Consider the following 14188-nt stretch of genomic DNA (forward strand, 5'->3'; position numbering starts at 1 on the left):
CGCGAAGCCTTGCGCACGATCAGAAACGCACCCTGATGCCCGCCTTTCCGCCGAAACTGGTGAGTTCTGCGGAAACATCCGTTTCGACCTGGACAAAGCCCGAGACAGGACCCTCGCCGCCCATGGACAGGCCAGCCTGTATGCGGGCGAAGGTGTCGAGCGGATCGTTGGCGAATTCCGCGCCGCCATTGGCGAAGGCGAAGCGGGTTATGCCATCGCCTTCAAACTCGCGGACAGCGCTGGCGTCGACGAAGTATCCAATGGTCGAACCGGCATCGAGGCTCACCTCTCCGCCGAGACGGAGCCCCACCGATCCGCGCAGGCCATCGAAGCCTTCGAAGCTGAAGCCCAGTCCTGCGAGATCGGAAGCGCCGAGATCGCCGATGTCGTCGAGGCTGGTCTCCTGATATTCGACACTGACCCGGGGTTCGACAAAGGATGCCTCGTCCCCGAAGCGATAGCCAAGCTCGATCAGCCCGCCAAAGGCCGATCCGTCCAGCTCGCCGCCGAACGCGCCGAGCCCGCCGCTGACCGTGTCGCCCAGGCTTCCGTCGATCTCGTCATATTTGACCAGCGTTTCGGCAAAGAAGCCGCCATCGGCAAAAGCAATGGATGCACCGATATTGAGCACATCGAAGTCGGCGCGCGCACCGCCATCGGCCAGGCGCAGGCCAGAGCTGAGATAGCCGCCGGTTACGCCGAGCGTGACGTTTTCACCTGCGCGATGCTCAACGCCTGCCTGGAGCCCGAGGAAATCCTGCGAATAGTCGAGCACGGCATTGCCGAGCGCCAGCCCCGTGGGATCGCTGAAATTCTCGTCGCGCTCGCTCTTCGCACCATAAACCACGGCCCAGAACGGATAGCTCTCGTCCTCCGCAAACCGCACGCTTGCCCGATGGTCGGACCACGCATCGGCGCTGCGATACCAGAGCGCCTGCGCGCCTTCGCCGAGCTTGTTCGCTTCGAACACTTTCGGATCGAGCGCTAGGCCGATCAGGAAGTCATTATTCGCTGCGTCAAACACCACGTCGAGAGCAAGGAAGCCGGGAACACGGTCGATAGTGAAAGCCTCCGCCTCGCTGCCCGCGCCTGCGTCCACCAGCAGCAATTGCCGGTCGAAACCGATATCGAGATTAAGCGGATTGATCGCGATCAGCGTGCTGCCGCTGGCCGCGCCGCCAATGGTGAAGAAATCCGCCACGGCATTCGCGAAATCCACATCCACCGCCAATGTGCCGCCATTGCCGACATAATCGCCCGACGTCACCAGCGAGCCGCCGGTCACACCATTGGCAAGGTTGATAAGCCCCGCATTGGAGAACTGTTCGAGCCCCAGGAACTCGGCATTGGTCGCGATATCGATGGTCTGCGAATTGACCAGCGTATCGAGGCCATCGCCGAAATTGCTGGCTCCGGCCGCCGCGAAAACCCCGGCATTGTCCAAGCTGTCGTCGGCCCCGGCAAGGCTGATCGCGCCAACGAGCGTGCCATCATTGCGCAGGGCAATCGGGCCGGTTGCAGCATTGCTGGCGAAGACCGCGAAGGTTCCGCCGGTCAGCGTTCCGCCATTGAGCAGCGTGACGCCGCCTCCATCGGTTGCAACATCGATCCCGAAGGCATCGCCATGGGTCGTGCCCGACAGATCGAACGCGATCTCGCCCGCGCCGGAAGTGCGCGCGGCAATGCCCGCCACTGTGCCGGTGATGCCGCCGCTGGAGATGATGCCGATATTGCCGCCGCCTGCATCGGCCTGAATGCCATTGCCCGCTGCACCGGAGACCAGGTCGATAGCGCTGACCAGAATGTCCCCGCCATCCGAGGCAAGGTCGAGCCCGTCGCCTGCCAGACCCTCGACCAGATCGAGATTGTCGATGACGATATCGCCGCCTGCAGAGCGGGCATAAATACCGTCAGTCGCGCCCGAGATCGTTCCGGAAGAGCCACGCACGGTGATTGCCCCGCCGGTCGAACCTGCGTCAATTGCTGCGCCCACTGTGCCGGTGACCACGGCGGTCGGGGCCAGCGTGATTTCCGTGTTGCCGGTGGTTGCGCGGGTTTCGATACCCGTCGCGCCGGTCACCTCGTTCACGAACAGCGCGAGATCGGCTGCGCTCTGCTGATCGGCCAGAATGCCGGTCGGGACACCGCTTACTGCGCCCGCAGAGCTGTCGATCAGCAGTTCGGACCCGTCCGGGCCGTTCACGGCGTTGATGCCCTCGCTCGTGCCGCCCGTCACATCGCCCGTGGTGATCGAAAGCTGGCCCGTGCCAGTGTTCCGCGCATCAATACCGGCAAGGCCGCCAGAGACCGCGCCTGCAGTGGTATTGATGACGAGGTCGGTGCCGCCGGTTCCGACCGTTGCTTCGATTGCATTGCCGCCAAGCCCGGTTACGTCGCCCGTTTCGATCCGCAGCGCCCCGCTGCCGAATTGCCGGGCGTTGATACCCTCGGTGCCGCCGCTCACCGACCCCGCACTGGTGTCGATGGAGAAGCTCGTGCCAAAGGCGGAGGCATTGATGCCTGCACTTTCGATGCCGGTCACGTCAGCGGTGATGATGGACGACGTGCCGGACCCCAGGCTGATGAAGTCTATCCCGTCGTCGCTGCCGGTTACCTGGCCTGCGGTGCTGTCGAGCACGACATTGTCGGAATAGTTGATGACAAGAATGCCGTTGTCCCGGTTGCTCGTGACGTCGGCAGTCGTGATCGACATGGTGCCGCTGCCGCGACTGAACGCGAAGATGCCCTGAAGGTCGGCAGCAATGGTTCCCCCGCTGGTATCGATGGTCAGCCCGGTGGTGCTCTCATTGGCGCGTGCGTAGACGCCGCTGCCATTCGCAGTCGTGATGTCGCCGGTGATGACGGATGTCGATCCGTTGCCCTGGTTGAAGGCGTAAACGCCATTGTTGCCGGCCGTGATCGCTCCGGCGCTCGTATCCACAACCAGGTCGGTGCCTTCACCGATGGCGTAGACGCCATCGTCGTTCGTCGAAGACACGTCACCCGTGGTGATTGCCAGCGTCCCGCTGCCGAGATTGCGCGCATCGACACCGCGTACGACGCCGGTGACAGTGCCTGCGGTGCTGTCGATGAACAGATCGGTCCCGTTGAGCTGGATCGCAGCGATGGCATCGAACCGGAGGCCGTTCACATCGCCGGTGACGATCGACATCGCGCTGGTGCCGAAATTGTCGGCGCGGATACCGATATCGCCCGTTACAGTGCCTGCGCGCGTATCGAGCGCAAGATCAGTTCCGAAGTTCTGAGCGAAAATGCCATCGGTAAGGGTTCCGCCCGAAATATCCGTGGCGGCGACGTCCGCCGTCACAATGTTCAGTGCTCCGCTGCCAAGATTGAAAGCGGTAATGCCAGCGAAACTGCCGTTCACGCTGCCCGCAGAGCTATCAATCGAAAGATCGCTCGCACCCGGGTTGTTCTGGACGAAAATACCTCGCTCAGTCTCGCCGGTCACATCGCCCGTGGTGATCGTCGTAGCGCCAGTGCCAATACTCGTGGCGAAGATACCAGTACCAAGGCCGCTCACAGACCCCGCGCTGGAATCGATGGTGAGACCGTCGCCGCCCGTTCGAGCGTCGATACCGTGTCCGGAATCGCCCACCACGTCTGCCGTGATGATGGCGGTCGGTCCGGTGCCATTATTGCGCGCATAGATGCCAGCCTCGCCGCCGAACACGCTGCCCGCGCTGGAATCGATGGTGAGACCGTTGCCGGACGTTTCGGCATCGATGCCATTTCCATATATGCTGGTGACATCGGCCGTGGTGATGGTGGTCGATCCGGTGCCTGAATTTTCTGCATAGATGCCGCTAAGATCGCTCGTGACAGCACCCGAACTGGTATCGACGATCAGATCGCCTGCAGTTTCGCTGTTGCTGGCAAAGACGCCGTATCCGCCTTCGCCATAATCACTAGCCGCCGTAACATCGCCGGTGACAATGCTCATATTGCCGGCGCCCCGATTCACGGCACGAATGCCGTTCCCATACAAGGCCGTGACCGCGCCGGCACTGCTGTCGATCGACAGGTCGGTTCCGCTTGAGGAATTGGTCGCGGAAATGCCGTTAAAATTTTCGCCCGTTACATCTGCCGCAGTGACCGAAAGCGAGCCCGTGCCGTAATTGCGCGCGTCAATTCCGTCATCGTGGCCGATGACGGCGCCTGCGCTGCTATCCACGGTCAGATCGGTCCCGCTATTGGTGGCGAAGGTGCCGTCATAGCCGGAGCCGGTCACATTGTAGGTCGTGACGGACAATGCGCCCGTACCGAAATTGCGCGCCTCGATCCCGTCGGATCCGCCGGTCACGCTGCCCGCGCTGCTGTCGATGGTGAGGTCGGTGCCATCGTCATTGATGACCCTGATGCCATCGCGCGTGGTGCCCGTAACATCGCCGGTGGTGACCGAGACGGCCCCGGTGCCATCCTGACGCGCTTCGATGCCGTCGGCAGCGCCGGTGACAATGCCCGCGCTGGTATCGATCAGCAGATCGGTGCCCTCATTGCGCACATTGACCGCGTCGAAACGGTCACCGGTCACATCGCCGGTCGTTACCGAGAGCGTGCCGGTGCCATAATTGCGCGCGTCGATGCCATCGCGATCGCCGAATACGGCGCCCGCGCTGCTGTCGATGGTGAGGTCGGTGCCGTCATTGGTTGCGAAAATACCGTCATAGCCATTGCCGGAAACATTGGCCGTCGTGATCGACAATGCGCCAGTGCCATCATTCCTGGCATCGATGCCGTCCGATCCGCCGGTCACACTGCCCGCGCTGCTGTCGATGGTCAGATCGGTGCCGTCCCCGGTAATCCGGGCGCGGATCCCGTCCTGACTGATTCCCGTCACGTCAGCCGTGGTTATGGACAAACTGCCCGATCCCGCCTGAGACGCATTGATGCCATTATTGTCGGCTGTGACAGTGCCCGAACTGGTATCGATAATCAGATCGCCTGCAGTCGTGCCGCTATTGGCAAAAATGCCGTTCCCGCCTTCACCATAGTAGCTGCCTGCCGTGATATCGCCGGTGACGATCCGCGTGGTCCCGCTCCCAAAATTGCCCGCAACGATGCCGTTTCCACCGCCGTTGACCGCGCCCGCAGTGGTATCGATGGAAAGGTTGCCGCCCTCGGCATGGCTGTTTTGAGCCAGGATCCCTTCGCGATAGCCGGCCACATTGCCGGTGGTGATGGCAAGATCGCCCGTGCCAAGATTTCTCGCGGTGATGCCGTTCCCACCGCCGCCGGACACACTGCCTGCGGTCGTATTGATGGTCATATCGGCGCCGTAGATTCCGGCCTCGCCATCGTCGGACGCACTGATGCCGTCATTGCTGACGCCGACAACATCACCCGTGGTGATCGAGACACTGCCGAACGACTGACTGGCGACCAAAATCCCGAAGTCGTCTCCGGTGACTGTGCCCGCGCTCGAGTCAACCTCGATATCGCCCGCGTCTTCGTATGTTGTAATGTTGATGCCGTTGCGGCTCTGCCCGATCACATCGGCGGTGGTGACCCGAACAATGCCGGAACCGTCCTGTGCAACGGTAATGCCGTCCACGGCACCGGTAACGGGGCCTGCAGTGGTGTCGATAATGACATCGGTGGCGTCCGAGCCGGTGCGGGCGTCAATACCGTTGCCGCCGGAGCCGGTAACTGCAGCCGTAGTAATCGAAACCTGGCCCGTGCCGCCGTGTCGCACATGAATGCCGCGGTCCGCGCCGGTTACCGTGCCTGCCGAGCTGTCGATCACGATGTCGGTTCCGGTTGCGTATCCGCCGAAGAATCCAAGGGCACTAATGCCATCAAGAGTTTGTGAGGTTACATCGCCAGTCGTGATCGAGACTGCGCCACTGCCCGCTTGATTGACAAGGACGCCGTATCTCACGCCGTTTACGTCACCTCCCACCGTGTCGATTGTGGCATCGGTTCCGTTGTTTAGAGTGAATACACCGGCATAACTGACTGTAGATGTGGCATCGCCCGTTGTGATCGAGACGCTGCCGGCCCCGTCATTTCTAACGCTTACCGCGCTACTTCCGGAAGTGATAGCTCCTGCCGTCGTGTCAACCACCACATCGCCGTCTCCGGCCTGTCTGACGCGAACGCCGTAGCCTTGCGTCGTATTCACATCGCCGGTTACGACAGTCACCGCACCGCTGATATCGACCTCTGCTCTGATGCCGTTTTCGGCGGCAGTGACCGTGCCGCCCGTCGTGTTGATAGCCAGGACGGAGCCGCTGCCGGTCACCTCGATACCGTTTTCCGCGGCAGCATTGACATCGCCCGTGGTAATCGAGATCGCGCCATTGCCCGCGTTACTTGCAATAATGCCATGGGTGCCGCCGCTGACCGTGCCCGCAGTAGAATCGATGGTCAGATTGCCGCCATCGGCATCGCGGTTTTCGGCCAGAATTCCTTCGCCCCCGCCGGTCACATCGCCAGTAGTGATGACAAGGTCGCCCGTATGGGAATTCCTCGCGACGATGCCGTTCCCGCCGCCGGACACGCTGCCTGCGGTCGTATTGATGGTCATATCGGCGCCGCCATAGGCACCGCTCTCTCCGTCGTCGGTCGCGAGGATGCCATCGAAGTCGACGCCCACGACATCGCCCGTGGTGATCGAGAGATTGCTGGTCGAACTATTGCCGGCAATAATCCCGAAATTCGCTCCGGTGACGGTGCCCGCGCTCGAATCGATCTCTATATCGCCGGCACCGTAGGCTGCTCCAAAGGCGATGCCGGAGCCGCTCTGCCCGGTGACATCTGCGGTGGTGATCCGCGCAGTTCCGGTACCGGAATGTACAGCGTTGATGCCATCCTCAGAACCGGTAACGGGGCCGGCAGTGGTGTCGATAACGAGATCTGTGGAACTCGATGCGGCGGCGACATTTATAGCGTTGCCGCCGGAGCCGGTAACAGCAGCCGTCGTGATCGTTGTTGCGCCGGTCCCGTTATTGCGCGCATTAATTCCGTAATCCTGGCCGCTAACGGTGCCTGCGCTGCTATCGATGGTAAGATTGCCGCCTTCATTGACGGCGTTAATCCCGTCATTGCCGGTGGTGCTGACATCGGCCGTGAGAATGAAGAGGTCGCTCTCGCCATTATTCTCAGCGGTGATGCCATTGTTGAGGTCGCCTCCAGTGACCGTTCCGGCGCGACTGTCAATGAAGATGCCTCCTTCCGAGTAGTTGCCCGCATAGATACCGTCGCGAAGGCGGCCGGTTACATCGCCGCCAGTGGTGATGCTGATATTGCCTTCGATACGGTAGACATCGATTCCGCGCGCACCGGAAATCGTGCTGGTGCCGCCTGCCTGATCGATAACCACCGAATTTGCATACTCAATATCGAGGCCATCGAATTCGGTGCCACCAATGGCGAGGGTCACCACATCAACCTCGAAGCCGTCCTGCAAGGTCACGACCACATCCTCGCCCGGCGCGTCGATCCGCTGCTGCACTGTCGCAGGAGCGCCATTATCCTCACACACGAACTCGCCGGGCGTAACTTCGACGCAGGCATCTTGCGCAAAAGCGGGTGAAGCGCCCGCCAGCAGGGCAATCGGCGCGACTGACCACCGCAACAGACGGCGGGCCAGCCTCAGGGGCAAAGTGGCAGCCCCACCGCCTGCAGCGGTGCCCAGCCTGGTCGGGTCGCTGACCAGGCCGAGTTCGGGGGAGAAGCTCGCAACCTCTCCCCTTGTCTTGGTTATCCGGCCGCCGCGAAGCATCTCGGACCTGCACCAGCGCAGGAAATTCTCCGCGCCGCGGGCCGGTTCATCGAATACATGCGCCTTGTTCGGTGCCTGGTTGAGCTTTTCCATTGTTAACCCCCAAAACTTTGGCCCCGTCGAAAGGGCATGATTGTGTATTTCTGGAACGGCGGTCCGGCGCCCGGCGCAGCCGGAGGGCCGCGAAGCCGGTGCGATAGTCCGCTGCGGACTGGCTATCGTGCCTAAGGCTGACCGAAGGTGATGAGCGTTGCGGCGTCCGGCGATGTCGGGGAGACCGTCATCGGGCAGCGAAAGCCCTCGACCAGCTCGACATCGTAGAGCTCGCCAATGTCGCCATCGATGCGGAACCAGTCGACGCAGGTGCCGGTCTCGGTGTCGATCACCTGCACGCCGCACCATGCCTCGCTGTCGCTCGCCTTCAGCTTCTCGTCGAGCGCGAGGCCTTCAAAGCGCCGGTAGCGCGGACGCGACAGGCCGACGAAGGCGAATTTGCCATGGAATGCCAGCCCGCGCAGGAAGCCCGGGCAAAATGCGACCGGTACGAACTTGCCAGTCTTGGCCTTGCCCGACGGCAGTTCAACGTGGCCAAACTCGCCGGTTCCCGCATTGAGGACCCACAGCTTGCCGCCATGCCAGCGCGGAGAATGGGGCATCGACAGTCCTTCACAGACGATCGCATTGCGCTCCACGTCGATCACCACGCCACCATCGACCCTGCGATCGCGCCAGCCGTCGATCGTGTCGGAGCGGGAAACGGCGGTGACGAAGGCCGGCCTGCCGTCCTTCATCGCCAGCCCGTTCAGATGACAGCGATCCTCATCGACCAGTTCGCTGATGAAATCGGGTTTCCAGATCGCCTCGAACGAATGGCGTGCCGAGGGCCTGGCGAGGCAGTTGAAACGCGTGTTGACGAATACGGCCTCACCGCTCGCGTCAACGCCAACGTCGTGTGCGTCGAGCTGGCCGGTGACGAAGTTGACGCGCGGCATGAAGCAGGCATCGTAGGTCTGGTTGATGCGCTGGTCGGGCTCGAGGACATTGGCGAACCGCATGACCTGCGCGCCGGCTGAAAGCACCAGGCCGCCATTCCCGTCAGCACGCAAACCCATCGGCTTGGGCATGGCCGACTGGTGCAGTTGCGCCGCCCCGGCGGCATTGCTGCCCAGCATGTAGAGCAAGCCCGACTGGTATGAGGTGAAGGCGAGCGACGCGTTCATCTCCACCAGCCGGCGGATAAGCCCGCCCGATAGCGAGTATTCGGCGCGCGGCGTGGTGACCGATGCCTGGCTGGCGGCTACTTTCTGCTGTTGCTGGTCGGCAGCCTTCGAGCTTGCCGGCTTGTTTTCCGCAACAGCGCTATCGCGTGTAGTGTTCATGTTTGCCCCTCCTTGCGAAGGCGTCACATCCGCCTTCCCTTGTCGAGGGACTGATTCTCACGTCACCGTGTGAGCTATCGTTGGAACCACCGTTGAAATTGTCGCGATTTACCGTTGGAATTGCGTGCTTTCAGAATTTGCGGAGAAATTTCCGGACGCTCCGGGCAGTTTTCTCTCGGCGTTTTCCGATATTCGGCGTCACGCCCGCGCCCACATCCGCAGCAAATTGGCGATCGTCTTGTCGAGTTTCAGCAATTCCGCCGAGCCTGCGGGCAAAGCTGCATGCAAGGCGCTACGCGTGGTTTGAAGGTCGAAGAGCAATTCGCGCTGCGCCAGATCTGCGATCATGCTCTCGATCCAGCCAATGCAGACGATCCGCTCGCCGCGCGTGACCGGGCGAACCTCGTGGATAGTGGAAGAGGGATAGAGAACGAGGTGCCCGGCCTCGGCCTTCAGCGACTGCGTGCCTCCCGTCCCGTGGACCACCAGTTCCCCGCCCTCGTAATCCTGCGGCGAGGTAAGAAAGAGGGTGAAAGACAGGTCAGTCAGCATGCGTGCATCGTCCTGGCCCATGATCGCATTGTCGACATGCGGCCCATATCCCCCGCCATCACGCGTCTTGCTAATCATCAGGTGAGAAAAGCGACGCGGCCGCGCGGCGGCACGCAGCGTGGCGTTTTCGACGATATGGGGCAGGATCACCTGACGCACGGCGAGCCCCGCATCGTCTTTCATGATGGCCTGCTCATTGCGTTTGACAGCCTGCGCCGCCTTGCCTGCTGACGCCCGGCCATCGACCCAGGAAAGCCGGGCAATCTTTTCCTGCAATTGCCGCACTTCGTCGGGATCCGGGATAGCTGCAATAGAGAGGATCATTCGTGCCTTCCTAGTCCTCGCGAAGCAGGAAGTCTTTGACGAGCCTCACGAACTCCTTTGCTTCGGGATGGCGACCCAACAACAAGTGATTCCTGCTGTCAATTCCGGCGAACTCTGCATTCGGGATTTGGGAAGCGAGATTGAGGCCCGTGGCATAGGGTATGCGTTGATCGCCACGGCTGTGAACCACCAGCGTCGGGCATTGCACGTCACGCAGCCGGTGCCGAACGTCGATCGACGAGAAGGCTTCGAGAAACCGGACGGCGTTTTTGGGCGATGTCGTGCGGCGCTGGAAATCGTCGAACCAGGCCAGCTCTTCGGAATTGGCATCCGGCATGAAGGTGCAGGTGAATATCTGGCGATAGGCTGGGTTGTCCTTGCCCCAGCCGGCTTCGGTCAGCACCATCACGGCTTCGCGTTCCCGCTGTTCCTGCGGATCGGCCGTGTGGCGCCACCCTGCGTCGTATCCGCCGAACAGCACAAGCTTGGAAACACGCTCCGGATGGCGGGCGGCGTATTCAATGCACACTGCCGCTCCCTGACTGATTCCCAGTAACGGAAAGCGGTCGAAGCCGGCAGCATCCGCAACGAGTTCAAGGTCGGTCACGAAGCTCTCAAAATCGATGCTGTTGGTGCTCCACTCGGAAAGCCCGCAGCCACGTTCATCATAGCGGACAAGCTCGAAATCCTCGGCCAGGTCGCGAAAGATCGGGCTCCAGATCGGCGCTTCCCAATCGAGCTCGAGATGCGACAGCCAGTTGGCGGCCTTGAGCAAGGGCGGCTTTGAACGGTCACCGATCCGCGCCCAGGCAATCGCCGTACGATCATCTGCTAGGGTGAACTGGATCTGTTGCCGGAGCGGTTCGCGACCGCTTTCCTTGTTCCCGCCTTGCGTCGATTGCGGCGGGCCGACGCTCGCCTCCAACACCGGAATCGGGACACCGGCATCGCGATATTTCCTGACGAGCCTCGATGCCAATGCACTGGCATCATCATGGCGCCCGAGATCGCGCAAGGAAAAGAAGGCCATTTGCCCGGCCGCGGGATCGAATGGGGCAAGTTCGAGCCATTTCTCGCTCCAGCGCACCCGCTCAAGCGCCGGAACATCGGGAAAGCGGGCAAGTCTGCGAGCAAGCGCAATGCGCAGCCGGATCAGCTCATTGCGCTGTTGCCCGAGCCAGATCATATATTCCGGCTGCCCTGGCAGTTCGCTGTCTTCCAGCAAATTTCCCTGCGTTTTGTTCCATAGCGTCACCACCTCTTCGAAGTCCCGCGCGCGCGCCTGCAGGGCATTGCCCAGCGCGAGGAAATCGACCTCGACATCATCTTGCTTCAATTCGACATGCGACCGGTCCGCCTCCAGTCGCTCGCACCCATCACCATTCACGATGGGGCGCAGCTTGCTGAGCGACCAGCGCAGCGAGGCCCGGGGATCGTCGGGAATTTCCCAGAGGAACTCACAGAGCGATTCGCGGGAGCGCGCTCCCGGACTAAGCGCGAGATAGCCCAGCAGCGCACGGGTCTTTTTCGACGATGGCAGCGTCAGTTCACGGTCATCGATCCGAACTCTGGTTTGCCCGATGAGATCGATTGTCAGCACTTCCGGACCACTCCTGACTCAGCCATCTGGACTCCAGCACTGACGGTCCGGTGCCGACACCGCAGACCTACTATAGACTATGCAGATCCACCACCCTGCTCGATCGATTTCAACAGTGTGCGCGAGTCTCGCCGGGGTAGCTACCTTTGCCCGATGTTCCGACTGTGGTTCATGCCCTCGAATTGGGTATTCTCGACTACCTTCAATAGCGGTTAATGGCAGGCTCGCTCCGCACGGTTGTCCATGCGCTGCAGGATGAATTTGACGAACGGGACAACGCCTTGGCCAAAAAGGTACAAGCAACCAGCACGGTTGAAAATCTGACCGGACAACAGACCCAAATACTGCGCTCCATAGTGGAAGGTAAGTTGAACCGGGAGACGGCGTGGCCACGCCAGACCAATTTGGCCTTAACTTCGCCGGTGATATCGGCAAGCCGCACTAGCCGGATGGTAAGCCGTTATGGTCTGAAGTGTGCCAGTCAGGACGTAGGCTAGGCCAGGCCAGCCAGAGACGAGTTGGCGCATGACTGACCGCTCCGCCACATATCTCATTGATATATATCTGGTTTCTTCAATTCCCATTATTCGCTCCGTCTCCGGCGCAAATCAGGCCAATTTCCCCTGCGCGTCTCCACGCCGAATAAAATCGGTGCGGTTTCCCTGCTTATCAGGGAATCTACTGGGAATTTCGGAACGCTAGCCGGTTTTCGTGGGTCTTCAGTGCCATCGAGCGAAACGCAAACCCTCAGAAACCCGGCTTTTCGCATGGAACAGCAGGAATTGCCGATGCATTGGTCAGGCTCTACCAGGCGACACAAGACGAGGTGTTCTTGGAGACGGCGGAAGCGGGGTTCCGCCACGAACAGCATTGGTTCGACCCGGTTGCGAAGAACTGGCCGGATTTGCGTGAGTCACTCGCGGATTCCGCCACACTGCGTGCGAGGGACTACTCAGTTTATTGGTGCCACGGTGCACCCGGCATTCTGCTTGCGCGGCTGAATGCGCATGCCGCAACGGGCAATGGGGATTACCTAAGGCAGGCGCGCGCGGCGCTGTCTACTTTATGCGCCCATTTTTATGCTCCAGCCACCGACGTCGATTTGGAATCGCTTTGCCTCTACCATGGATTGGTTGGAAACGCAGACATCGCGCTGACCGCCCAGCGAGCCTCGATGTCGACGGATTGCGAGCTGGATCAGATCTTTAACGCCGCCAGACATGCTATCTCGGGTCTGGTCGGGAAATTAGTCGCTACAGGTCGGACTGCGAACGTTCTGGATCGGGTGGGACTGATGACCGGAGTGGCGGGACTCGGCTGGTTTTGCTTGCGCCTTATCGACAGCAATACCCCCTCGGTTCTCAATTGCTTGTCAAATGACAGGTAGAAATTGTTGGGGGCCTCTCCAGGTTTCCGTTGGACTGAAAGCACCAGGCGAACTGCTGTTAGCCGGACCACCGCGCGATCGTCGAGGTCTGGGGCTCCCGTCAGTCCATCACGGCAATACGTAGCTTGAGGCCGTCCATCTCGCCGGTGAGGGGCACTTGGCATGACAGGCGCGAACTTTCCTCGCGGTGGTCCGATCCGTCGAGCAGGTCGTCCTCGTCATCGGACATGGCGGGCAGCCCGGCAAGGAACTTGGGTTCGATCACGACGTGGCAGGTCGCACAGGAACAGCAGCCTCCACACAGCGCCTGCAATTCGGGAAAGCCGTTGGCGCGGATCGCTTCCATCAGGGATCCGGTGGGCTCGACCTCGATGCTGCGCGCTTCGCCTTGCTGGTTTTCGATATGCAATGTGATCATTCTCTTGTCTCCGGCCGCGGCGATGCTTGTCGCCCGGCATTGTTGCGTGTGGATGGTGGGGTTGTTCGTGCTCGGCGGTCACGACCGGTTAGCTATGCTTCGGTCGGGATGTCCGGTTCGCCATCAAGCTCTTCCGGCGGATCATTCAGCGCCCGGCGGAAGGTCCTCCTGATCAGCCAGGGTTCGAGGAACCGGCCGACGAGGAACAGAAAGGCGAACAGGCCGGCGAAGACGAGCGCTGGCGTGGACGAGAACTTGTCCTTTTTTTCCGCTTCCTCCTCTTCCTCGCGCTGCTTCTTTTCCTCCAGCGTTTCCGGAGCGGGAGCGCCCAGCCATTCGTCGATGACATTCAACGGCTTCGGCTCTTCCTCTTCTTCCTCCGCCTTTTCCGCTTCGGCTTCTGCCTTCTCGGCCTCGGTCGGGCGTTCGAGATCGGACAGGATGATGCTGCCCTGCGCGAAAGCCAGGAACAGCAGCGGGGCAAGGAAGCAGAACAGCAAAGCGGGGCTGGTGAGATTGTATTTGAGCCGCGATTGGCCGTCCTCCTCGACCACCTGCAGCGTGCCGCGAGGGAAAGTTGCCAGCTTGTCCTGCGCTGCGGGATTGTCCTTCACATAGGTCAGCGTGTCGCCGTCGATCTCGTAGCTCGTGCCGCTTTCTTCCAGCAGCGCGTCCAGCTTGGCGAAGGCGCTGTCCGCTGTGCGCGGGGGGGCCAGTTCCACGAAACCCTTCGCGCGCCAGATCCAGTCGATGAAGGGCAGTTTCAGCACTCGGCGGGTCT

8 protein-coding genes are annotated in these 14188 nt (G+C 61.3%); 2 read left to right on the forward strand and 6 right to left on the reverse strand.

The features are described from left to right. Nucleotides 1-19: 19 nt before the first annotated feature. The 4 genes from E5222_RS13475 to E5222_RS13490 form a co-directional block, all read right to left on the reverse strand. Nucleotides 20-7840: a hypothetical protein gene (locus E5222_RS13475; RefSeq protein ID WP_136694289.1), complete on the reverse strand. Its 7821-nt coding sequence runs from the start codon at nt 7838-7840 to the stop codon at nt 20-22. A gap of 131 nt (nt 7841-7971) precedes the next feature. After that, nucleotides 7972-9126, reverse strand: coding sequence for a TIGR03032 family protein (locus E5222_RS13480; protein ID WP_136694290.1), 1155 nt, complete (start codon nt 9124-9126; stop codon nt 7972-7974). 198 nt (nt 9127-9324) lie between these two features. Beyond that, a complete protein-coding gene (locus tag E5222_RS13485) occupies nt 9325-10002 on the reverse strand; it encodes a Fe2+-dependent dioxygenase (protein ID WP_136694291.1) in 678 nt (225 codons plus the stop codon). A 10-nt stretch (nt 10003-10012) separates the two neighbouring features. Beyond that, nucleotides 10013-11602, reverse strand: a complete 1590-nt coding sequence (locus E5222_RS13490; protein WP_211196153.1) for a bifunctional AfsR/SARP family transcriptional regulator/alpha/beta hydrolase — start codon at nt 11600-11602, stop codon at nt 10013-10015. Nucleotides 11603-11817: 215 nt separating this feature from the next. Here E5222_RS13490 and E5222_RS16685 point away from each other — a divergent pair, with 215 nt between their 5' ends. Next, nucleotides 11818-12099 carry a hypothetical protein gene (locus E5222_RS16685; RefSeq protein ID WP_211196154.1) on the forward strand — a complete coding sequence of 94 codons (282 nt, stop codon included), beginning with the start codon at nt 11818-11820 and terminating at the stop codon, nt 12097-12099. Between the two features lie 179 nt (nt 12100-12278). After that, nucleotides 12279-12989, forward strand: coding sequence for a lanthionine synthetase LanC family protein (locus E5222_RS13495; protein WP_136694292.1), 711 nt, complete (start codon nt 12279-12281; stop codon nt 12987-12989). A gap of 100 nt (nt 12990-13089) precedes the next feature. On the opposite strand, the gene E5222_RS13500 is transcribed toward E5222_RS13495, so the two are convergent. Both E5222_RS13500 and E5222_RS13505 read right to left on the reverse strand, forming a co-directional pair. Further along, complete coding sequence (locus E5222_RS13500) at nt 13090-13407, reverse strand: 2Fe-2S iron-sulfur cluster-binding protein (RefSeq protein ID WP_136694293.1); 318 nt, start codon at nt 13405-13407, stop codon at nt 13090-13092. Between the two features lie 92 nt (nt 13408-13499). After that, complete coding sequence (locus E5222_RS13505) at nt 13500-14177, reverse strand: hypothetical protein (protein ID WP_136694294.1); 678 nt, start codon at nt 14175-14177, stop codon at nt 13500-13502. Nucleotides 14178-14188: the final 11 nt, after the last annotated feature.

Origin of the sequence: Alteraurantiacibacter aquimixticola (genome assembly GCF_004965515.1) — a bacterium.
Lineage (GTDB): Bacteria > Pseudomonadota > Alphaproteobacteria > Sphingomonadales > Sphingomonadaceae > Alteraurantiacibacter > Alteraurantiacibacter aquimixticola.